The 21,935-nt window shown below is 73.5% G+C and carries 18 protein-coding genes and 1 pseudogene; 13 read left to right on the forward strand and 6 right to left on the reverse strand.

Annotation, left to right across the window (positions count from 1 at the left end; translation table 11 throughout):
* Positions 1 to 133: 133 nt before the first annotated feature.
* Complete coding sequence (locus tag ACWGE1_RS29155; RefSeq protein ID WP_453423445.1) at positions 134 to 1,405, reverse strand: DUF1015 domain-containing protein; 1,272 nt, start codon at positions 1,403 to 1,405, stop codon at positions 134 to 136.
* 89 nt (positions 1,406 to 1,494) lie between these two features.
* Here ACWGE1_RS29155 and ACWGE1_RS29160 point away from each other — a divergent pair, with 89 nt between their 5' ends.
* From ACWGE1_RS29160 to ACWGE1_RS29175, 4 genes are all read left to right on the forward strand, one after another.
* Complete coding sequence (locus ACWGE1_RS29160) at positions 1,495 to 2,550, forward strand: HAD hydrolase-like protein (RefSeq protein WP_453423446.1); 1,056 nt, start codon at positions 1,495 to 1,497, stop codon at positions 2,548 to 2,550.
* Positions 2,551 to 2,612: 62 nt separating this feature from the next.
* Complete coding sequence (locus ACWGE1_RS29165; RefSeq protein WP_453423447.1) at positions 2,613 to 3,680, forward strand: FecCD family ABC transporter permease; 1,068 nt, start codon at positions 2,613 to 2,615, stop codon at positions 3,678 to 3,680.
* A complete protein-coding gene (locus ACWGE1_RS29170) occupies positions 3,677 to 4,756 on the forward strand; it encodes a FecCD family ABC transporter permease (protein WP_453423448.1) in 1,080 nt (359 codons plus the stop codon). The genes ACWGE1_RS29165 and ACWGE1_RS29170 overlap by 4 nt, the downstream gene beginning before the upstream one ends.
* A complete protein-coding gene (locus ACWGE1_RS29175) occupies positions 4,753 to 5,598 on the forward strand; it encodes an ABC transporter ATP-binding protein (RefSeq protein WP_453423449.1) in 846 nt (281 codons plus the stop codon). Before ACWGE1_RS29170 ends, ACWGE1_RS29175 begins: the two co-directional genes overlap by 4 nt.
* Positions 5,599 to 5,692: 94 nt before the next feature.
* Here ACWGE1_RS29175 and ACWGE1_RS29180 read toward each other — a convergent pair whose 3' ends face one another.
* Positions 5,693 to 6,040, reverse strand: a complete 348-nt coding sequence (locus tag ACWGE1_RS29180) for an SCP2 sterol-binding domain-containing protein (protein ID WP_453423450.1) — start codon at positions 6,038 to 6,040, stop codon at positions 5,693 to 5,695.
* A 64-nt stretch (positions 6,041 to 6,104) separates the two neighbouring features.
* Between ACWGE1_RS29180 and ACWGE1_RS29185 the strand changes: the two genes are divergently transcribed.
* From ACWGE1_RS29185 to ACWGE1_RS29195, 3 genes are read left to right on the forward strand one after another with little or no spacing between them, the layout of a single operon-like run.
* Positions 6,105 to 6,383 carry a hypothetical protein gene (locus ACWGE1_RS29185; protein ID WP_453423451.1) on the forward strand — a complete coding sequence of 93 codons (279 nt, stop codon included), beginning with the start codon at positions 6,105 to 6,107 and terminating at the stop codon, positions 6,381 to 6,383.
* Positions 6,384 to 6,390: 7 nt separating this feature from the next.
* On the forward strand, positions 6,391 to 7,206 hold the full coding sequence (locus ACWGE1_RS29190; protein WP_453423452.1) for a TlyA family RNA methyltransferase: 816 nt from the start codon (positions 6,391 to 6,393) through the stop codon (positions 7,204 to 7,206).
* A 59-nt stretch (positions 7,207 to 7,265) separates the two neighbouring features.
* Positions 7,266 to 8,201: an NAD kinase gene (locus ACWGE1_RS29195; RefSeq protein WP_453423453.1), complete on the forward strand. Its 936-nt coding sequence runs from the start codon at positions 7,266 to 7,268 to the stop codon at positions 8,199 to 8,201.
* 21 nt (positions 8,202 to 8,222) lie between these two features.
* On the opposite strand, the gene ACWGE1_RS29200 is transcribed toward ACWGE1_RS29195, so the two are convergent.
* Positions 8,223 to 9,632 carry an FAD-binding oxidoreductase gene (locus ACWGE1_RS29200; RefSeq protein WP_453423454.1) on the reverse strand — a complete coding sequence of 470 codons (1,410 nt, stop codon included), beginning with the start codon at positions 9,630 to 9,632 and terminating at the stop codon, positions 8,223 to 8,225.
* Between the two features lie 27 nt (positions 9,633 to 9,659).
* Between ACWGE1_RS29200 and ACWGE1_RS29205 the strand changes: the two genes are divergently transcribed.
* From ACWGE1_RS29205 to ACWGE1_RS29215, 3 genes are all read left to right on the forward strand, one after another.
* Positions 9,660 to 10,637 carry a methyltransferase gene (locus ACWGE1_RS29205; protein ID WP_453423455.1) on the forward strand — a complete coding sequence of 326 codons (978 nt, stop codon included), beginning with the start codon at positions 9,660 to 9,662 and terminating at the stop codon, positions 10,635 to 10,637.
* Positions 10,638 to 10,787: 150 nt separating this feature from the next.
* Positions 10,788 to 12,512, forward strand: coding sequence for a DNA repair protein RecN (gene recN / locus ACWGE1_RS29210; protein WP_453423461.1), 1,725 nt, complete (start codon positions 10,788 to 10,790; stop codon positions 12,510 to 12,512).
* Between the two features lie 204 nt (positions 12,513 to 12,716).
* A complete protein-coding gene (locus tag ACWGE1_RS29215) occupies positions 12,717 to 13,832 on the forward strand; it encodes a glycosyltransferase family 4 protein (protein ID WP_453423456.1) in 1,116 nt (371 codons plus the stop codon).
* A 161-nt stretch (positions 13,833 to 13,993) separates the two neighbouring features.
* Here the strand turns inward: ACWGE1_RS29215 and ACWGE1_RS29220 are convergent, their stop codons facing one another.
* The 3 genes from ACWGE1_RS29220 to ACWGE1_RS29230 all read right to left on the reverse strand — a co-directional run bounded on the left by ACWGE1_RS29220 (position 13,994) and on the right by ACWGE1_RS29230 (position 18,968).
* On the reverse strand, positions 13,994 to 15,613 hold the full coding sequence (locus tag ACWGE1_RS29220; RefSeq protein ID WP_453423457.1) for a PucR family transcriptional regulator: 1,620 nt from the start codon (positions 15,611 to 15,613) through the stop codon (positions 13,994 to 13,996).
* 35 nt (positions 15,614 to 15,648) lie between these two features.
* Positions 15,649 to 17,031, reverse strand: coding sequence for an FAD-binding oxidoreductase (locus ACWGE1_RS29225; RefSeq protein WP_453423458.1), 1,383 nt, complete (start codon positions 17,029 to 17,031; stop codon positions 15,649 to 15,651).
* 107 nt (positions 17,032 to 17,138) lie between these two features.
* A complete protein-coding gene (locus tag ACWGE1_RS29230) occupies positions 17,139 to 18,968 on the reverse strand; it encodes a glycoside hydrolase family 15 protein (RefSeq protein ID WP_453423459.1) in 1,830 nt (609 codons plus the stop codon).
* Positions 18,969 to 19,414: 446 nt separating this feature from the next.
* Between ACWGE1_RS29230 and ACWGE1_RS29235 the strand changes: the two genes are divergently transcribed.
* The 3 genes and pseudogenes from ACWGE1_RS29235 to ACWGE1_RS29245 form a co-directional block, all read left to right on the forward strand.
* Positions 19,415 to 21,067, forward strand: coding sequence for a CTP synthase (locus ACWGE1_RS29235; protein ID WP_453423460.1), 1,653 nt, complete (start codon positions 19,415 to 19,417; stop codon positions 21,065 to 21,067).
* An 83-nt stretch (positions 21,068 to 21,150) separates the two neighbouring features.
* On the forward strand, positions 21,151 to 21,786 hold the full coding sequence (locus ACWGE1_RS29240) for an NUDIX domain-containing protein (RefSeq protein ID WP_453423462.1): 636 nt from the start codon (positions 21,151 to 21,153) through the stop codon (positions 21,784 to 21,786).
* A 37-nt stretch (positions 21,787 to 21,823) separates the two neighbouring features.
* A pseudogene (locus ACWGE1_RS29245) lies at positions 21,824 to 21,935 on the forward strand (SDR family NAD(P)-dependent oxidoreductase); the annotation flags it as partial.

Genomic DNA, 21,935 nt, shown 5'->3' on the forward strand with positions numbered 1-21,935 from the left:
TTTAAACCCTCACGACGCCAACCGCGAGCCTGTGCGGTCTGGTGGGCTCGTTGTTGTGTAAATGCCCCGGGGGCGGTACCCCGGCCGGGGTACCGCCCTTCTTCATGTCCGGGGTCCGGTCTCCGGTGGCGGCTCAGCTCAGGCCGCGCAGGACCAGGCCGGTGGCCGGCTTCGGTCCGAAGGACGTGGACTTGCGGGGCATCGTGACGCCCTGGCGGGCCAGGTCCCGTACGACCTCCTCGCGTACCGGGTGCAGCAGGACCGCGGTACCGCCGTGCCGTTCGGCCATGGCGACGGTGGACGCGGCGTCGTGGATGTACGTGATCTCCTCGGGGGCGTCCGGGATGTGCCAGAGGGCGTCGAGCAGGGTCGCGTGCAGGACGGTGGCGTCCAGCCGGCGCCAGGCCTCGGGGCGGTCGTGGCGGACGGTGCTGTCGAGGAGGGTCAGGTCCGGGTCGGTGACCAGGCGGAACGAGCCGTCGCCGGCGATGAGGAAGGCGTTGCCGCGTTCCGAGGCGTCCGCGAGGGCGTCCAGGGCCAGCGGGAGCGGTCCGTCGACCGGGTGGACGCGGAAGTGCCCCTCGAGGGCGGCGAGGGCGTCCGCGACCGGGAGGCGGCGCAGCATCCGGTGGATGGCGCGGACCTGGAGCGGGTAGCGGGCGGTGTCCACGAGGAGGACCAGGCCGAAGTCCCAGGGGGTGGGGGAGCCGTGCTCCTCCTGGAGGCGCAGGTACGTCGCCCAGCGGTGGTGGCCGTCGGCGATGAGGGCCTGCCGGTGGCTGAGATCCGCCGTTACGGTGTCGATTTCGGCGGGATCGGTGATGGCCCAGAGGCGGTGCTGGAAGCCGTCCTCGGTGGTCGTCGACAGGAGGGGGGCGCGCTGGGCGGTCCGTTCGACGATCGCGGCCGCTCCCGTGCCGGGGTCGTCGCCCCGGTAGGTGAGGAGCAGGGGTTCGAGGTTGGCGGAGGTGGCCCGCATCAGCCCGGCCCGGTCGGTGACCACGTCCGGCATGACGTCCTCGTGGGGGAGGACGATGCCTGCGTCGGCGGCGGACAGGGCGAGGGCGCCGATGACGCCGCGCTGGAGCAGCCCGGCCTTCCGCTGCTCGTACACGTAGAGCGCGGGCTCGGGGTCGGCGCTGAGGACGCCCTCGGCGAGCCAGTCGTGCAGGGTGCGCGCTGCCTGTTCGTTGCGTGCGGCCGGGGTGCCGGCCTGCGGGAGGATCAGGCGGACGATGTTGTGCGGGTCGGCGGATTCGAGGTGGTCGACTCCGTCGGGGCGCACGACCACGTCGTACGGCGGCGAGGTGACGGCGGCGAGGCTGCCGACACGCTCGGGGACGTAGCGCAGGCCATGGAACGGGATCAGGCGCAGCCCATGCTCCGCGGTGTCAGATGTGATCATTGGTGCATGGTAAGACGCGTCTCGCCATGCGGGACGATCGGGGCAGTACGGAAATCGGACAAGATCGAATTGTGTGAGGAGCCGACAGGATGACCCGGCAGAGCAGGACCAGTCCCGCGGCGAGTGAGCAGAGTCTGCACCAGGCGTACGACACCGCTCTGTTGGACCTGGACGGCGTGGTGTACGCGGGAGGCGAGGCCATCGTGCACGCCGTGGACTCCCTCGCCGCGGCCCGGGCCGACGGGATGCACCTCGCGTACGTGACGAACAACGCGCTGCGGACGCCGGACGCGGTCGCGGAGCACCTGGGCGAGCTGGGCATCCCGACGGAGGCGGCCGAGGTGATCACCTCGGCGCAGGCCGTGGCCCGGCTGATCGCGGAGCAGGTCGAGCCGGGGTCGAAGGTGCTGGTGATCGGCGGGGAGGGGCTGCGGGTCGCGCTGCGCGAGCGGGGTCTGGTGCCGGTGGATTCGGCCGAGGAGGAGGGCCTCGCGGCGGTCGTCCAGGGGTACGGGGGTCCCGACCTGCCGTGGGGGCGGTTCGCGGAGGCCTCGTACGCGATCAACCGCGGGGTGCCGTGGTTCGCGTCGAACACCGACCTGACGATTCCGGGGGCGCGGGGGATCGCGCCGGGCAACGGGGCCGCGGTGGAGGTCGTACGGATCGCCACGGGCGCGGAGCCGCAGGTGGCGGGCAAGCCGCTGCCCCCGATGCACCGGGAGACGGTGCTGCGGACCGGGGCCGAGCGGCCGCTGGTGGTCGGGGACCGGCTGGACACCGACATCGAGGGCGCCTTCAACGGGGAGGTGGACTCGCTGCTGGTGCTGACCGGGGTGACGGACGCGGAGCAGCTGCTGCGGGCCGGGCCGAGGCACCGGCCGACCTACGTGGACCGGGACCTGCGGGGGCTGCTGACCGGTCAGCCGGAGGTGGAGCCGGTCGCGGAGGGCTTCCGCTGCGGCGGCTGGACGGCGGTCGCGACGAACGGCGGTGTGCTGGAACTGCGCGGCGCGGACGGGGCGGACGCGACGGACGGGGATCCGCTCGACGGGCTGCGGGCGCTGTGCGCGGCGGCCTGGACGGTGGCCGGGGACGGAGTCTGCACGCTGGATGCGGCGAAGGCGCTGGCCAGGCTGGGTCTTTAGCGGATCTCATAAGGGCCGTACGGGTGACCCGACTGTGCGGAGGGTAGGTTAGCCTAACCTGCGTGTTGGTCGAGAGTCCTCCTGAACCCGAACGGAACGCGGAGCCCGAACAGGGCGCCGTGGCCGCCGTAGCCCGCCCGCGCCATGCCGTGCGCGCCGCCGGTCTGCTCGCCGCGCTCGCGGTGCTGGCGCTGATCGCCGTCGTGAGCATCGCCGTGGGCGCCAAGCCGATGTCCCTGGACGAGGTCTGGCACGGCCTGTTCGCCTACGCGGGGACGCCCTCCGACGTGGTCGTGCGGGACCTGCGGGTCCCGCGCACCCTCCTCGGTCTGCTGGTCGGGCTGGGGCTCGGCCTGTCCGGTGCGGTGATGCAGGCGCTGACCCGCAACCCGCTGGCCGAGCCCGGCATCCTCGGCGTCAACGCGGGCGCCGCGGCCGCGGTGGTCTCCGCGATCAGCTTCTTCGGCGCGACCTCGCTGAGCGAGTTCGTGTGGTGGGCCTTCCTCGGCGCCGCCGTGGTCTCGGTCGTCGTGTACGTGCTCGGCGGCAGCCGCAGCGCGACGCCGGTGCGCCTCGCGCTCGCCGGTACGGCGGCCAGCGCGGCCCTGATCGGCTACATCAACGCCGTGCAGCTGATGGACAGCAAGGCGCTGGACAAGCTGCGCTTCTGGACGGTGGGTTCGCTGGCCTCGGCCAACATGGACACCGTCCGGCAGGTGGCCCCCTTCCTGCTCGTCGGTGCGGTGCTGGCGCTGGCGCTGGGCCGTCCGCTCAACGCGATGGCCATGGGCGACGACACGGCGCGGGCGCTCGGCGCCCACCTGATGCGGACCCGGATCGGCGCCATGATCGCCATCACCCTGCTGTGCGGCGCGGCGACCGCCGCGTGCGGGCCGATCGTGTTCATCGGACTGATGATCCCGCACCTCGTGCGGGCGTTCACCGGTCCCGACATGCGCTGGGTGCTCGCGTACTCGGCCGTCCTGTCGCCGGTGCTGCTGCTCGGCGCCGACGTCATCGGCCGTGTCGTCACCCGGCCCGCCGAACTGCAGGTCGGCGTCGTGACCGCGCTCATCGGCGGCCCGGTCTTCATCTACCTGGTTCGGCGCAAGAGGATGGCCCAGCTGTGACCGCGACCGTGACTGCCGCCGACACCCCGCGCAAGGGCCGGTCCGGACCCCGTCCGCTGCGCCTGCCCGGCGGGTTCTCGCTGCGCGTCGAGCGGCGCGCCCTGGCGGTCGGGATCCTGCTGACCGCGGTGGCGCTCGCGCTGGCCGTGCTGCTCATCGGCACGGGCGACTTCCGGGTCGCGCCGTGGGACGTCGTGCAGACCCTGCTGGGCAACGGCACCCCCGCCAACGACTTCATCGTCAACGAGCTGCGGCTGCCGCGGGTCCTGGTCGCGCTGCTCGTCGGCGCGGCGCTCGGGATGTCCGGAGCCGTCTTCCAGTCGGTCTCCCGCAACCCGCTCGGCTCCCCCGACATGCTGGGCTTCGGGTACGGCTCGGTGGTCGGGGCGCTCGTCGTCATCATCCTGTTCAAGGGGGACGCCAACGAGGTGGCCGTCGGCGCGCTCGTCGGCGGGCTGCTGGCCGGAGTCGTCGTCTACCTGCTGGCGTACAAGCAGGGCATCCACGGGTACCGGCTGGTGCTCGTCGGCATCGGCGCCTCCGCGGTGCTCATCGCCGTGATCCAGTACCTGATCACCAAGGCCCAGATGATCGAGGCCACCCGTGCCACGGTCTGGCTGACGGGCTCGCTGGCCGGCCGGGACTGGGCGCAGGTGTGGCCGCTGCTCGCGGTGTGCGCGGTGCTCTTCCCGCTCGTCCTCGGGCAGGGCCGGGCCCTGCGGATGATGGAGATGGGCGACGACGCGGCGTACGCCCTCGGGGTGCGGGTGGAGCGGACGCGGATGCTGCTGATGCTCGCGGCGATCCTGCTCACCACCGCGGCGAGCGCCGCGGCCGGCCCCATCAGCTTCGTCGCGCTGGCCGCGCCGCAGCTGGCCCGGCGGCTGACCCGGTCGCCCGGCGGGAACCTGCTGGGCGCCGCCCTGATGGGCGCGGTGCTGCTGATGGCTTCCGACTGGGCCTCGCAGCGGGCCTTCGGCGCCGACCAACTGCCGGTGGGCGTGGTGACCGGCCTCGTCGGCGGTGTCTACCTGCTCTGGCTGCTCGTCACCGAGCGCAGGGCGGGACGTATATGACTGCGACGTATCGCGACATGAGGAGTACGCAAGTGCAGCGGCTGACCGCGGAGAACGTGACCCTCGGCTACGACCAGCGGGTCATCGCCGAGAACCTGTCGGTGGAGATCCCCGACAACTCCTTCACGGTGATCGTCGGCCCCAACGCCTGCGGCAAGTCCACGCTGCTGCGGGCCCTGTCGCGGATGCTGAAGCCCTCCGCCGGGCGGGTGCTGCTGGACGGGCAGGCCATCGGGTCGCTGCCCGCGAAGAAGGTCGCCAAGACCCTGGGCCTGCTCCCGCAGTCCTCGGTCGCGCCGGACGGCATCACGGTGGCCGACCTGGTCGCGCGCGGCCGGTACCCGCACCAGGGGCTGCTGCGGCAGTGGTCGGCCGAGGACGAGCGGATCGTGAGCGAGTCGATGGCCTCGACCGGGGTCGCCGAGCTGGCCGACCGGGCCGTGGACGAGCTGTCGGGCGGACAGCGGCAGCGGGTGTGGATCGCCATGGCGCTGGCCCAGCAGACCCCGCTGCTGCTGCTCGACGAGCCGACGACGTACCTGGACATCCAGCACCAGATCGACGTGCTGGACCTGTGCGCGGAGCTGCACGAGGAGCAGGGCCGCACGCTCGTCGCCGTGCTGCACGACCTCAACCACGCGGCCCGCTACGCCACGCACCTGATCGCGATGCGGGGCGGGACGGTCGTGGCCGAGGGACCGCCGCAGGAGGTGGTCACCGCGGAGCTCGTGGAGAAGGTCTTCGGGCTGCGCTGCCAGGTGATCCCGGATCCGGAGACGGGGACCCCGCTGGTGGTCCCGGCGGCCCGCAAGGCCCGTGTGGTGGCCCGGGTCGCCGAGTAGCCCTCCGGTCGGGATCTGCCGGGTGCCGGGTGCGGTGCGGGGGCGTTGCCCCGGGCACCGCACCTCGAACGGCGACGGGGCCGGCAGAGCTCCGCTAGAGCATGCTCTTGAGCCGCAGCAGGTCGCGGAAGCCGGCTTCGAGGCGGACCCGGCCGGAGGCCCAGGCCTTGGCGAACTTCAGCTCGCCCGCGACCAGGGCCACGAGGTCGTCGCCGGTCATCGCGAGCCGGATCTCGGCCTTGTCGGCCGGCGGGCCCGGGGTGAGCGCGTCCACCCGGATGCGGCCGCCCGCCAGGCGGCCCGTGAACGTCTGGTCCAGGTCCGTGATGTGGCAGCTCAGGGAGCGGTCGAACGCGGCCGCACCGCGTACGCCGTCATCGGCCCGGGCGAGGTTGTCGGAGAGTCTGTCGAGTGCTTCGCGGCACTCCTGGATCGTAGCCATCGTGATCACGACCGTACCGCAGAGCCGTGCGTGGTCGCCGGGCGCTTCGGGGTAGCGTCGGGGCATGACCGACGAAGCTGCCGAGACCCGGGCCGAAGAGCCCGCCGAGCCCGCCTGGCCGGCCGAGCCCACCGAGCCCGCCGGGCCCGTGGCACTGGGCATCGTACGCACGCCCACCGGCCATGCCGGCGTGGACGCCCACCTGGCGCGGCTGGCGGACGCGGACCACCTCGCGGCGGACGGGCACGTCGAGGTGTACGAGGATGTCCACAGGGGGCTGCGCGAGGCGCTGACCGCGCTGGACGCACCGCCCGTCCCTGGTCCGTACGAAAACAGGAGCTGAACCGAACGTGGCAGGAGTGGCACGCCGCCGCCTGGACGCCGAACTGGTACGCCGCAGCATGGCCCGCTCGCGCGAGCACGCCGCGCAGCTGATCGCCGCGGGCCGGGTGACCGTGGGCGGCACCACCGCGACCAAGGCGGCCACCCAGGTCGAGACCAGCGCGGCCCTGGTGGTCCGCCAGGACGACAGCGACCCCGACTACGTCTCCCGGGGCGGCCACAAGCTGGCCGGCGCGCTGGCGGCCTTCCAGCCGCAGGGACTGGCCGTCGAGGGCCGCCGCGCGCTGGACGCCGGCGCTTCCACCGGCGGGTTCACCGACGTGCTGCTGCGCTCGGGCGTGGCCCACGTCATGGCCGTGGACGTCGGTTACGGACAGCTGGCCTGGTCGCTGCAGAGCGACGACCGGGTCACCGTCAAGGACCGCACGAACGTGCGCGAGCTGACGGTGGAGCAGCTCGACGGCGTTCCGGTCGACCTGGTCGTCGGAGACCTGTCGTTCATTTCCATCGGTCTGGTGCTGCCGGCGCTGGTGCGCTGCTGCGCGCCGGACGCGGACCTGGTGCTGATGGTCAAGCCGCAGTTCGAGGTCGGCAAGGACCGGCTGGGGAGCGGCGGCGTGGTGCGCAGCCCGGAGCTGCGGGCGCAGGCCGTGCGCGAGGTCGCGGCGCACGCGGCGAAGCTGGGGCTGGGCGTGCTCGGTGTGACGGCGAGTCCGTTGCCGGGGCCGTCGGGGAACGTCGAGTACTTTCTGTGGCTGCGGGCGGGGGCACCGGCACTCGACCCGGCGGATGTTGACCGTGCAGTGGCGGAGGGGCCTCAGTGACAGATTCATCGGGTTCGGCGGGTTCTGGTTCTGGTTCTGGTTCGGAGGCCTCCGGGGTTTTGCAGGCTCCGGGGGTTTCGGGGGATTCGCGGGTGTCCGGGGAAGGCCGGACGGTCTTCCTGCTCGCGCACACCGGGCGGCCGGCGGCCATCCGCAGTGCCGAGCTGGTCGTGCAGGGGCTGCTGAGGTGCGGGCTGGGCGTGCGCGTCATGGAGCACGAGGCGGTGGACCTGCCGCTGCCGCCCGAGGTGGAGCTGGTCACCGAGTCCACCCCGGGCGTGCTCGACGGGTGTGAGCTGCTGATCGTCCTGGGCGGCGACGGGACCCTGCTGCGGGGCGCGGAGTTCGCGCGCGCCTCGGGGGTGCCGATGCTGGGCGTCAACCTGGGCCGGGTGGGGTTCCTCGCCGAGGCCGAGCGCGACGACCTGGACAAGGTCGTGGACCGGGTGGTGACGCGCTCGTACGAGGTCGAGGAGCGGATGACGCTCGACGTGATCGTGCGCACGAACGGCGATGTGGTCCACCGGGACTGGGCGCTGAACGAGGCCGCGGTCCAGAAGGTGTCCCCGGAGCGGATGCTGGAGGTGGTCCTGGAGATCGACGGGCGCCCGGTGACCGGTTTCGGCTGCGACGGGATCGTCTGCGCGACTCCGACGGGCTCCACGGCCTACGCCTTCTCCGCGGGCGGGCCGGTGGTCTGGCCGGAGGTGGAGGCGCTGCTGATGGTGCCGATCAGCGCGCACGCGCTGTTCGCGAAGCCGCTGGTGACCTCGCCGACCTCGGTGCTGGCGGTGGAGGTGCAGAACGGCACTCCGCACGGCGTGCTGTGGTGCGACGGCCGGCGCACGCTGGAGCTGCCCGCCGGGGCGCGGGTCGAGGTGCGGCGCGGCGCGGTGCCCGTGCGGCTCGCCCGGCTGCACCACGCGTCCTTCACGGACCGGCTCGTCGCCAAGTTCGCGTTGCCGGTGTCGGGTTGGCGTGGGGCGCCCGGCTGAGGACGCGGCGGCCCGGCCGGATCAGAGGCCGCAGGGATCCTGCGGCCCTTCGAAACGGCCCCGCGCGAACACGCCGTGCGGGTCGAGGGCGTCGCGCAGCCGCCGGTGCAGCACGGTGTGCCGGGCGGGCAGGGGGTGGTCGACGTCCGGCCGGTACGGGAGCCAGCCGTGCGCGGCGAAGGCCGCGTGCAGCCGGTCCAGGGCGTGGTGGGCCCGCCGGGCCGCGTCCGGGTCGCCGGGGGCGAAGCCGAGGGTCACCACGTGGTCGACGGTGTCGGCGTCCAGCACGTTCATGGTGATGCCGGGGGCGGTGGCGTCCGCCGTCGCGTCCCGCACCAGCCGGGCCGCCTCGGCCACCGCCGTACCGCGGAAGGGCACCAGGGGCAGGAACATCAGCAGGCCCCGCTCCCGGTCCAGGCAGCGGGCGCAGCAGCCGCCGGTCTTGCGGCGGAACAGGGTGTCGGCCGGGTCGGGGTGGCCGGCGTAGGCGGCGTGCACGGCCGCGTCGGCGGCCTCCGGGGAGGCCTGCTCGAAGGGGGACCCCGGGGCGCGCACCCGGTCGGCGACGATCCGGGTCAGGGCGTCGGTGACGTCGGCGTCGCCGGTGAGGGCGAGGTGTGCCAGGCAGCGGTCCCGGACGCCGTAGGTGCGGGCCGCGACCGGGTCGTAGATCTTCGTGGTGGCCGGGAGGAGGTGCCCGGCCGTCCACTCCCGCAGGAGGTCGACGGCGGCGGCCAGCCGGTCCGGCGGGAAGGCCAGCGGCAGGACGGCCACCGTCCGGGGGCGGGGTCGCAGGCGGATCACGGCGGCGGTCACGGCGGCCCAGGACGCCTGCGTGAACAGGTGGTTGAGGGAGGGGCCGGAGCCGTGCGGCTGCACGACGGCGGGCCCGCCGGGCGGCGGCCACCAGCCGGTCCGTACGCGCTGCCCGTCGGCGAGGACGAGTTCCAGACCGGCGAGGTCCTCGGCGCGCGTCCGGTGGAGTCCGACGCCCCGTTCGAGGATGTTGCCGATGATGCTGGTGTGGCGGGAGGCGCCCGTGAGGTTGAGTACGCGGTCGGTTCGGGCCAGTCGCCGCGCCAGCCGGTCCTGGGTGACGCCCGGTTCGACGACCGCGTAGCCGCGCAGGGTGTCGACCTCGCGGATGCGGTCGAGGCCGGAGAGGTCCAGGACGGCGGCGCCGTCCCGGACCGGGAGGGCCGAGCCCAGACCCCAGTTGCGGCCGGTGCTGACCGGGTGCAGGGGGACCGGGGCCGGTCCGCCGCCGTCGGAGGAGGTCTCGGCGGCCCGGGCGGCCGCCGCCCGCACGAGGTCCACCACCTCCTCGACGGTGCGGGGACGCAGCAGCCCGGCCAGCCGGCGGGGGCGGAACCGGCCCGTCTCCGGCGGTGAAGCGGAAGCGGCCGGGGCGTCCGTGCGCGGGGTGGTCATCCTGGTGCCTCCTGGGCGGCGGGGCCGATGGGGTCGACAGGGCTGTGGGACCGGTGGTCGAGGCCGGTGGTGGGGCTGGCGCGGCTGGGCGCGGCCGACGCGCAGCGGATCGGCGCCGAACTGGGCCTGCACCCCCGCCCCGTCCGGATGCTCCTCGCCTGCTGCACGGCGCTGGGCCTGCTCGACCGCGGGGACGACGGCCGCTACGGCAACGCGCCGACGGCGCAGGAGTTCCTCGTCGAGGGGCGCCCGCACTACTTCGGCGGGTTCGTGCGCTACTCGGACCGCTACGGCTACCCCGCCTGGCACCGGCTGGGTGAGGCCCTGCGCGTCAACCGCCCCACCACCTGGGACCCGGACGCCCAGGAGTCGGCCTTCGTCACGGCCGATCCCGGCATCCTGGAGGGCTTCTGGGAGGCGATGTTCACCCTCTCGTCCTTCACCGCCGCCGGGCTCGCGGAGGCGTACGACTTCACCGCCCACCGGCGGCTGCTCGACGTCGGCGGAGGTACCGGAGCCTTTCCCGTCGGCCTGTGCCGCCGCCACCCCCATCTGCGCGCCACGGTCCTCGACCTGCCGCGGGTCGCCGCGATGGCCCGGGAGAAGATGGCCGGCCTCGGGCTCTCGGGGGTGATCGAGGCGCGCGACGGGGACTTCCTGCACGACGAGCGGCTGCCCGGGGGTCACGACGTCATCCTGCTCAGCATGATCCTGCACGACTGGGACGAGGAGACCGGGCGGAGGCTGCTGGACAAGTGCTTCGCCGCGCTGCCCCCGGGCGGCGCCGTGATCATCTGCGAGCTGGTCCTCGACGACGACGAGCGCGGGCCCGCCCCGGCGGCCCTGATGGGCCTGAACATGCTGGTCGAGACCCGGTCCGGCCACAACTACACGTACGCCGAGTACCGCGGCTGGCTGGCCGACGCCGGATTCGGGCCGGTCACGGTCCTCCCGCTGGACGCTGCGGGCGCGAATGCCGCACTCGTCGCCCGCAGGCCGGACTGAGTCCGCAACCTCCCCCCGGCGCTATTGCCGTGGCACGGTGGGGAGTTCGGCCGGGAGAGTATAAATAGCACATGCGTTCGGAGAACTCGCGGCGGGTGACGTCACATGGCACCCATGAAACCTCGGTATCGTCGTCCCGTGCTTGAGGAGATGCGGATACGGTCGCTCGGGGTCATCGACGACGCGGTGGTCGAGCTGTCGCCCGGTTTCACCGCGGTGACCGGCGAGACCGGCGCGGGCAAGACGATGGTCGTCACCAGCCTCGGGCTGCTGCTCGGCGGTCGCGCCGACCCGGCCCTGGTACGGATCGGGGCCAAGGCCGCGGTGGTCGAGGGCCGCATCGTCATGCGCCCCGGCGCCCCCGCCGCCGTACGTGCCGAGGAGGCCGGGGCCGAGCTCGACGACGGCGCCCTGCTGATCAGCCGGACCGTCTCCGCCGAGGGCCGCTCGCGCGCCCACGTCGGAGGCCGCTCCGTGCCCGTCGGCCTGCTCGCCGAGCTCGCCGACGACCTGGTCGCCGTACACGGCCAGACCGACCAGCAGGGGCTGCTGCGCCCGGCCCGGCAGCGGCAGGCGCTCGACCGGTACGCCGGCGACGCCGTCGCCGTCCCGCTGGAGAAGTACGGCTCGGCCTACCGCAGGCTCCGCGCGGTCGCCGTCGAGCTGGAGGAGATCACCACCCGGGCCCGGGAGCGGGCCCAGGAGGCGGATCTGCTGCGCTTCGGGCTGGACGAGATCGCCGCCGTGGAACCGGTGGCCGGCGAGGACACCGAGCTCGCGGCGGAGGCGGAACGGCTCGGGCACGCCGAATCGCTGGCCTCGGCGGCGCAGCTCGCGCACGCCGCGCTCGCGGGCAACCCCGAGGACCCGGAGGCCGTCGACGCGAACATGCTCGTCGCGGGCGCCCACCGCGCGCTGGAATCCGTACGGTCGCACGACCCGGCCCTCGGCGCGCTCGCCGAGCGGATCGGGGAGCTGGGCATCCTGCTGTCCGACGTGGCCGGGGAGCTGGCGGGCTACGCCGACGACCTGGACGCCGATCCGCTGCGGCTGGCCGCGGTGGAGGAGCGGCGGGCCGCCCTGACCCAGCTGACCCGCAAGTACGGCTCCGCGGGCACCGTGGACGCCGTACTGGAGTGGGCCGAGCAGGGCGCGGCGCGGCTGCTGGAGCTGGACGGGGACGACGAGCGGATCACCGAGCTGACCGCCGAGCGTGACGGGCTGCGCGACGAACTGTCGGTCCTGGCCCAGGCGCTGACGGACGCCCGGGTGGAGGCCGCGACGCACTTCGCCTCCGCGGTGACGCAGGAGCTGGCCTCGCTCGCGATGCCGCACGCCCGGGTGACCATCGACATCCGGCAGACCGAGGACCCCGAAGGAGTGGACGTGGACGGCCGCCCGGTCGCCTACGGACCTTCGGGCGCCGACGAGGTCGAGCTGCTGCTGGCCCCGCACCCCGGCGCCCAGCCGCGGCCGATCGCCAAGGGCGCCTCGGGCGGTGAACTGTCCCGGGTCATGCTCGCCGTGGAGGTCGTCTTCGCGGGCTCCGACCCGGTGCCCACCTACCTCTTCGACGAGGTCGACGCGGGCGTCGGCGGCAAGGCGGCGGTCGAGGTGGGCCGGCGCCTGGCGAAGCTGGCCAGGACGGCGCAGGTCGTCGTCGTCACGCACCTGCCGCAGGTGGCCGCCTTCGCGGACCGGCAGCTGCTCGTCGAGAAGACCAACGACGGCTCGGTCACCCGCAGCGGGGTCACCGTCCTGGAGGGCGAGCACCGGATCCGCGAGCTGTCGCGGATGCTGGCCGGACACGAGGACTCGGTCTCGGCACGGGCACACGCCGAGGAACTGCTGGCAGCGGCGCGCGCGGACGCCTGAGATGCCCCGGCGAGGGCCTGGAACGCAGGACGTTCCGGGCCCTTCGCCGTGCCCCGGCCGACCCGGAGATAGCCCGTGTGGGTGAGGCTGAGGGGCGTCCTGCGGTATCTCGTACCGGATCCGCACCCGTATGGTCCCGGAACGCGCGTGCGGACTGGCATCCTTGGCGACATCTCTGACTCCCTCACCCTGGAGCTTCGGCCCGTGAGCAGCTCCCCGGTCTCCACCTCCGTCCCGGCCCAGCCCTACGGCCGCCCGCCGCTGCGCACCGTGCAAGTGCTCGGCGACCGTGCGGGCGCGGGCAGCAGCGCGCACGTACGGTCGCTCGCGACCGGGCTCGCCGCGCGCGGCGTACGGGTCACGGTGTGTGCGCCCGTCCAGGCCGAGGGGGAGTACGACTTCACCGGCGCCGGCGCGCAGTTCGCGCCCGACGCGGTGAGCGTGCTGCGGGCCGCGTGCGCCTCGGCCGACCTCGTCCACGCGCACGGCGTGCGCGCCGGGATGCGCGCCGCTCTGGCCATACGCGGACGCCGGGTGCCGCTGGTGGTGAGCTGGCACGGCGAGGGGCCGATGGCGGCCGGTGCGCTCGGGCGGCTGAGGCGGATGCTGGAACGGCACGTCGCGCGGGCCGCGGCGGTGGTGCTCGGCGCCTCCTCGGACCAGGTGGACCTCGCGCGGAGGCGCGGCGCCCGGGACGCGCGGCTGGCCCCGGTCGCAGTGCCGGCCGGTCCGGGGGCGGCGGCCGACCCCGGCAAGGTCCGGGCGGAACTCGGCGCGGTGGAAAGGCCGTTGCTGATCGCCGTCGGCAGCCTCGTGCCGCACCGCGGCTACTCCGTACTCCTCGACGCGGCCCGGGAGTGGCGCGGCCTGGACCCCGTGCCGCTGCTGGTGATCGCGGGCGAGGGGCCGCTACGGGCCGAACTGGCGCGGCGGATCGAGGCGGAGGGGCTCCCGGTACGGCTGCTGGGGCGCCGCCGGGACGCGGCGCAGCTGCTGGCGGCGGCGGACCTGGCGGTGCTGCCGAGCCGGTGGGAGGCGCGGGCCCTGCTGGCGCAGGAGGCGCTGCGGGCGGGCGTACCGCTGGTGGCCACGGCGGTGGGCGGTGTTGCGGAGCTGGTGGGGGACGGTGCGGTACTGGTCCCGCCGGGCAAGGCGGGGCCGCTCGCCTCCGCCGTGACCGGCCTGCTGGCCGACCCGGACCGCCGGGCCGCGCTGGCGCTCGCAGGGCGCGTCCAGGCCGCGACGTGGCCGTCGGAGGACGACACGGTCGCGCAGGTCCTGTCGGTCTACGACGAACTGATGGAACGTACCCGCCGCTAGCCTCCCGGCGGGGCAGCGGTGGTCGGGGCGGCGCGCCGCCGTCCCGGGGGCTCCGCCCCCGCACCCCCGCGCCTCAATCGCCTGCGGGGCTGAAATTCAGCCCCGCAGGGCCACCGCCCACCGGCCCGCACACGGACGGCACCGGGATCCCCGCCCCGGCGTCAGGAAGGAGTGTGGCGGCGGGCGCGCAGGGCCAGGCTCAGGGAGAGGACCGTTTCGGGGTCGTCCAGGTCCGTGCCCAGGAGTTCCGAGATGCGGGCCAGTCGGTTGTAGAGCGTTTGCCGGTTCAGGTGGAGCTCACGGGCCGTCTCCGCCTTGCGGCCCGCGTGGGCCAGGTACGTCTCCAGCGTCGGCAGCAGCGGCGGCCGCGAGGTCGTGTCGTGCGTGCGGAGCGGGCCGATCGCGCGCTCCACGAAGGCCGCCAGGTCGGGGTGTTCGCGCAGCCGCCACAGCAGCAGGTCGATGTCGAGGCGGCGCGCGTCGTACCAGGGGCGGGCCGGCAGGCCGTGGGCCGCCGTGGCGGTCTCCGCGGCGTGCCGCAGGCCCGCCGAGGCGGCCGCCCAGCCACCCGCCACGCCGACGACCACGGCCGGCGGGGCGTCGGCCCGGTCCAGGCCCGCGCGTTCGACGCCCGCCCGCAGCGCGGCCGACACCCGGTCCGCCACCGCCGTGCGCTCCGACTCGGTACGCAGGGAGACCAGCAGCGGGACACGGCCCTCGACCGGGCGGACGCCCAGCAGCACCGGTACCCCGACGGCCGACAGCTCCTCCAGCACGGCACGGGCCAGTACGGCCCAGTTCCCGGACGGGCCGAGGTCCGTGGAGAGCCGCATGACCACCGGCAGCAGCGCACCGCCGCCCGGCTTGAAGCCCAGGACCCGGGCCTGCGCCGGCGCGTCCTCCGCCGAGATGCGGCCCTCCGCCAGGTCCGTCAGGAAGTCGCCGCGGCCGCGCGCCGCCAGCTCCTCCTCCTGCCGCGCCTGCATCAGGACGACGGCCAGGACGCCCGCCGTGCGTTCGGCCGCCATCCGGTGCACCGGGAGCAGCGGGGCCGAGACCCCGACCAGGACGACCCTGGCCCGGACCGAGCCGGTGCCGTGGCCCCCGCCCGGTACGTCGACCACCACCGTGTTCGCGGAGGGTTCGGCCTCGCGCTGGCCCCGCAGGCCCTCCCACACCTGGAGCGGGTCCGCGCCCGCGTCCCCGGCCGTGCTGCCGGCCGCGTACAGCAGCTGCCCGTCGGGCGTCTCCAGGAAGACCGGGTTCCCCGTGAAGTCGGCCAGGATCCGCAGCACCTGGGGGATGCCCCCGCCGCCCAACAGGGCCTCCGTACAGCGGCGGTGGACCTCCTCGGCCCGCTGGAGCAGGGCGTAGTGGTGGTTGACGATCTCGGTGTGGACCTCCTCCGTGACGGCCACGAAGGGGACCTCCCGGTGGAGCTGGACCAGAGGCAGTCCCGCCGAGCGCGCGCTTTCCACGAGCGTCGAGGGCAGCCGGGTGAAGCGCGGTCCCAGCTCGACGACCAGCGCGGCGATGCCCCGGTCCGCGAGGCGGCGTACGAAGGCCCGCTGCTCGGCGGGACGGGTGCCGAGGCCCAGGCCCGTGGTCAGCAGCAGCTCGCCGCCCTTGAGCAGGGAGGCGATGTTCGGAACCTCGCCCGCGTGCACCCAGCGGACGGTCCGGCCCAGGCGGTCGGCGCAGGCCACCACCTCCGGCAGTCCGCTGCGCAGCCCCGGCAGCTCCAATGCCCGCTGGACCGTGATCCCGCCCTGGTTCTCCATATCGCGGGACGCTACCGGCAGACCTGCTCCCATCGTCAGGCGGGCTGGATGTTGTGGTTGAAGCGGAAGATGTTGTCCGGGTCGTACTGCCGCTTCAACGCGCCCAGCCGCTGCATGTTCTCGGCCCCGAGGCCGGAGACCACCCGCTCCTCGCCCTCGTTCCCGGTGAAGTTCAGGTAGACCGCGCCGGTGCTCCACGGCCGGGCGTCGGCGCGCACGTCCTTGACCCACTGCCGGCAGCGCTCGTCGTCGGCTGCGTCCTCCCAGATCCCGAACGGGTGGACCGCCCAGGGCGAGTCGCGGTACGGCACCGGATAGTCGTCCGGCCCGGAGGCGATGGCGCCGCCCTGCGGGAAGACCAGGTGCTGGGTGCCGGTCGGCACCGGCATGGAGTCGGCGCGCGCGCAGAAGGCGTCCACGAACGCGTCCGGACAGCCGGTGAGGTACTCGGCCGACCAGTAGTTCCGCATGCCCGGCGGGTCGTCGATCATGCACTGGAGATCGGCGTACGGGATGGCCGTGACGATCTCGGACTCGTGGGGGATCGCCAGCAGCGGCTCGGCCAGTCTGCGCATCTCCTCCTCGGGGCCCGCGTACGTCAGCAGCGCCCCGGCCACCAGCCGGCCGACCAGGTGCGCCGGCACGAACTCCTCGGGCGGGCCGGTCAGGTAGAGGGCGGCGCCCGAGGCCTCGGGCGGTCCGGCCTCGACGACGTCCCGGTACGTGCGGACCACCTCGGGCCCGCGCTCCGGCAGGTACAGCAGGAACGCGATCGACATGGCGGGCAGTTCGTACAGCCGCAGGGTCAGCGAGGTGGCGACGCCGAAGTTCCCGCCGCCGCCGTGCAGCCCCCAGAACAGCTCCGGATGCTCCTCCGTCGTCGCGTGGACCAGCTCGCCGTCGGCGGTCACCAGGTCCACGCCCAGCAGGTTGTCCACCGCCAGACCGAACTTGCGGTCCAGCCAGCCGCTGCCGCCGCCCAGGACGTAGCCGCCGACGCCCGTGGTGGAGGCCCGGCCGCCGGTGGTCGCCAGCCCGTACGGCTCGCAGGCCCGGTCCAGGTGGCTCATGGTGGCCCCGCCCTCGATGTGCGCCGCCGCGGCCGCGGGATGGACCGTCACCTCGTGCATCCGCCGCAGGTCCACGACGAGGCCGCCGTCGTTGAGGGACATCCCTGCCACGCTGTGCCCGCCGCCGCGGACGGCGATGTTCAGGTCCAGATCCCTCGCGAAACGCACGGCGGTCACCACGTCCGCCGTGCTCTCGCACTGGGCGATGACGGCGGGCCGGCGGTCGATCATCGCGTTGAAGAGGGTCCGGGCCTCGTCGTACCCCGGATCCTCCGGGGCGAAGACCTCGCCGGACAGATCCTCGCGGAGCGCGGTCAGGGCCGCGCCCGCCTTCGACAGGGGAGCCATGGCTGCCCCCTTCCACCGGAGGGAGGGCATAGGACCCTTCCAGCGTAGGCGCAGACGATCACCGGGGCGCGGCGAGAAGTTCCGCGGCCCCGGCGCGCCGCCCGGGATCAGCCGCCGTACGCCCCGCTCGCCGTCAGCCGCAGGGCCGTGTCGATCAGCGGAACGTGGCTGAAGGCCTGCGGGAAGTTCCCGACCTGCCGCTGGAGCCGCGGGTCCCACTCCTCCGCGAGCAGACCCAGGTCGTTGCGGAGCGACAGCAGCCGCTCGAACAGCCGCCTCGCCTCGTCCACCCGGCCGATCATCGCCAGGTCGTCGGCCATCCAGAACGAGCAGGCCAGGAAGGCCCCCTCGTCGCCCTCCAGGCCGTCCACGCCGGCCTCCTCGCCCGCCGTCGGGTAGCGCAGGATGAAGCCGTCGGGCGTGGACAGCTCGCGCTGGATCGCCTCGATGGTGCCGATGACCCGCTTGTCGTCCGGGGGCAGGAAGCCCATCTGCGGAATGAGCAGCAGGGAGGCGTCCAGCTCCTTCGACCCGTACGACTGGGTGAAGGTGTTGCGCTCCTTGTCGTAGCCCTTCTCGCACACGTCCTGGTGGATCTCGTCGCGCAGCTCGCGCCACCGCTCCAGCGGGCCGTCCGCGTCCCCGCTCTCGATCAGCTTGATCGTGCGGTCCACGGCGACCCAGGCCATCACCTTCGAGTGGACGAAGTGGCGGCGCGGGCCGCGCACCTCCCAGATGCCCTCGTCCGGCTGGTCCCAGTGGGTCTCCAGGTAGCGGATCAGCTTCAGCTGGAGCAGCGAGGCGTAGTCGCTGCGGGCCAGCCCGGTCATGTGGCCCAGGTGCAGGGCCTCGGTGACCTCGCCGTACACGTCGAGCTGGAGCTGGCCCGCGGCGCCGTTGCCGACGCGGACCGGGCGGGAGTTCTCGTAGCCGGGCAGCCAGTCCAGCTCGGTCTCGCCGAGCTCCCGCTCGCCCGCGATCCCGTACATGATCTGGAGGTTCTCCGGGTCGCCGGCGACCGCGCGCAGCAGCCACTCGCGCCAGGCGCGGGCCTCCTCGCGGTAGCCGGTGCGCAGCAGCGAGGAGAGGGTGATCGCCGCGTCCCGCAGCCAGGTGTAGCGGTAGTCCCAGTTCCGGACCCCGCCGATCTCCTCCGGGAGGGAGGTGGTGGGCGCGGCGACGATCCCGCCCGTGGGGCCGTAGGTGAGGGCCTTGAGGGTGATCAGGGAGCGGATCACGGCCTCCCGGTAGGGCCCGTGGTACGTGCACTGGTCGACCCACTCGCGCCAGAACTCGGCGGTCGACTCCAGGGCCGCCTCGGCGTCGGGGGTCTCGGGCGCGTCGCGGTGCGAGGCCTGCCAGCTGATGCTGAAGGCCTTGCGGTCACCCGGCCCGACGGTGAAGTCGGAGTACGTCGTCAGGTCCTTGCCGTAGGTCTGCGCATCGGCGTCCAGCCATACGGAGTCGGGGCCGGCGACGGCGACGGTGCGCCCGTCGACCTTGTGCACCCAGGGCACGACCCGCCCGTAGCTGAAGCGCATCCGCAGGGCCGAACGCATCGGCACCCGCCCGCTGATGCCCTCCACGATGCGGATCAGCTGGGGAGCGTGGTCCTCGCGGGGTGGCATGAAGTCGATCACGCGGACCCTGCCGCGCGGGGTGTCCCACTCCGACTCCAGCACCAGCGAGTCACCGCGGTAGCGGCGGCGGGTCGCACGCGGGGCCTCGGTGCCCGCGGGGAACGACGGGCCGATCCGCCAGAACCCGTGATCCTCGGTGCCGAGAATGCTCGCGAACACGGCGTGCGAGTCGAAGCGTGGCAGGCACAGCCAGTCCACCGCCCCGTCCCGACAGACCAGTGCCGCGGTCTGCATGTCCCCGATCAGTGCGTAATCCTCGATGCGCCCGGACACGTGCATCTCCAGTCGAACGGCCACGTCCGCCCCGAAGGGCGCTTGCATTGCGCGTTTGCGCGGTCTCCTGTGTGCAGGGATCTCCGCGTGAGCCCATGATTCCGTATATCGGCTCGGTTAGGCCGTCCGACGGACTGCCCGGCGGTGATGTGTGCAATATCCGAGCAGGATATGACGGCACCCTAGTGATCTCCGTGAGCCTGTGGAGAATGTGGCTGGGCCGAACGGGTGAGCGGCGCGTATGCCGCCCCGGCGCACTCGTCCGACCCCGGACGGGGCGCACGCGCCGCGTGCCCGGAGGCGGACCGCTCCGGGCGCTGATAGGCTGGTACCCCGTGGACCGGTGGTCTGCCTGTGCGAATCAGGAGCCCCGAAACCGCAGCTTCGGCGCCCCCTGAGACCCTTCCGGATCGACGGTGGCCGGCGCCGGACGCACCTCACCTCGCGACCACGGGAGCCCCCTCTTGGCGATGCCGCCCAAATCCATGACGACCAAGCACATCTTCGTCACCGGGGGTGTCGCTTCCTCCCTCGGCAAGGGCCTGACGGCCTCCAGCCTGGGTGCGCTGCTGAAGGCGCGCGGTCTGCGGGTCACGATGCAGAAGCTCGACCCGTACCTGAACGTCGACCCCGGCACGATGAACCCGTTCCAGCACGGCGAGGTGTTCGTCACCAACGACGGCGCCGAGACCGACCTGGACATCGGTCACTACGAGCGCTTCCTCGACGTCGACCTCGACGGCTCGGCCAACGTCACCACCGGCCAGGTCTACAACACCGTCATCGCCAAGGAGCGCCGCGGCGAGTACCTCGGTGACACCGTGCAGGTCATCCCGCACATCACCAACGAGATCAAGCACCGCATCCGCCGCATGGCGACCGAGGACGTCGACGTCGTCATCACCGAGGTCGGTGGCACCGTCGGCGACATCGAGTCGCTGCCCTTCCTGGAGACCGTCCGCCAGGTCCGCCACGAGGTCGGCCGCGACAACGTCTTCGTCGTGCACATCTCGCTGCTGCCCTACATCGGCCCCTCCGGTGAGCTCAAGACCAAGCCGACCCAGCACTCGGTCGCGGCCCTGCGCAACATCGGCATCCAGCCCGACGCCATCGTGCTGCGCGCCGACCGTGACGTCCCGACCTCCATCAAGCGCAAGATCTCGCTGATGTGCGACGTGGACGAGGCGGCCGTGGTCGCGGCCATCGACGCCAAGTCGATCTACGACATCCCGAAGGTCCTGCACACCGAGGGCCTGGACGCGTACGTCGTGCGCAAGCTCGACCTGCCGTTCCGCGACGTCGACTGGACCGTGTGGGAGGACCTGCTCGACCGGGTCCACAACCCCGACCACGAGGTCAAGGTCGCGCTCGTCGGCAAGTACATCGACCTGCCCGACGCCTACCTGTCGGTGACCGAGGCGCTGCGCGCCGGCGGTTTCGCCAACAAGGCCCGCGTCCAGATCAAGTGGGTCACCTCCGACGACTGCAAGACCGCGGCCGGCGCGGCGGCGCAGCTGTCCGACGTGGACGCGATCTGCGTGCCCGGCGGCTTCGGCGACCGCGGCGTGAACGGCAAGGTCGGCGCGATCACCTACGCCCGCGAGAACCGGATCCCGCTGCTCGGCCTGTGCCTGGGCCTGCAGTGCGTGGTCATCGAGGCCGCGCGCAACCTCGCGGGCATCGATGACGCCAACTCCACCGAGTTCGACGCCTCCACCCCGCACCCGGTCATCTCGACCATGGAGGAGCAGCTGGCCTTCGTCGAGGGCGCGGGCGACCTGGGCGGCACCATGCGTCTGGGCATGTACCCGGCGAAGCTCGCCGAGGGTTCCATCGTGCGCGAGGTCTACGGCGACGAGGCGTACGTGGACGAGCGCCACCGCCACCGCTACGAGGTCAACAACGCCTACCGCGGTGAGCTGGAGAAGAAGGCGGGCCTCGTGTTCTCCGGCACCTCCCCGGACAACAAGCTCGTCGAGTACGTCGAGTACCCGCGCGAGGTGCACCCCTACCTGGTGGCCACCCAGGCCCACCCGGAGCTGCGCTCGCGCCCGACCCGCCCGCACCCGCTCTTCGCGGGCCTGGTCAAGGCGGCCGTCGAGCGGCAGCAGTCCGCGAAGTGAGCGCCTGACCGCATAACGTAGACAGCCGGGGCACGGATCGTGCCCCGGCTGTCGCGTTCTCGGGGAAGGTATCGGCCATGGCCATGGGCAACGACATCGTGGACACACCGGAGTCGTGGGAGGTCGTCGCCTCACGGACCCCGTTCGAGGGCGCGAAGACGTCCGTCCGCTCGGACCAGGTCCGGATGCCCGACAGTTCGGTGGTGCGCCGCGACTACCAGGTGCACCCGGGCTCGGTGTGCGTCCTCGCCCTCGACGAGGAGCAGCGGGTGCTGGTCCTCAAGCAGTTCCGCCACCCGGTGCGGCACCGGCTGTGGGAGCTCCCGGCCGGCCTGCTGGACGTACCCGGCGAGAACCCGCTGCACGCGGCGCAGCGCGAGCTGTACGAGGAGGCGCACGCCAAGGCGGGCGAATGGCGCGTGCTGGCCGACTTCTTCACCTCGCCCGGCGGCTCCGACGAGGCCGTCCGGATCTTCCTCGCACGGGACCTGGCGGAGGCCGAGGGGGAGCGGTACGAGGTCTCCGAGGAGGAGGCGGACATGGAGATCGCCCGGGTGCCGCTCGCAGACCTGGTCCGCGGAGTCCTGGCGGGCGAGCTGCACAACCCGGGGCTGGTGACCGGCGTACTGGCGCTCGCCGCGGCCCTCGCCTCCGAGGGCGGCATCGGGGCGCTGCGCCCGGCGCTGGCCCCCTGGCCCGCCCGCCCGTACGAGGCGTAGCCGCGGCCCGTCGCACCGGCACCGCCCCGGCCCCGGCATCATCAACATCGCGTCGACGGCGGGACTGGTGGGCTACCGCCATTTCGCCGGATACGTGGCGGCTAAGCACGGCCTGGTGGGCCTGAGCAAGGCAGTGGCGCTCGACTACG

The organism is Streptomyces sp. NPDC054932, from assembly GCF_053610205.1.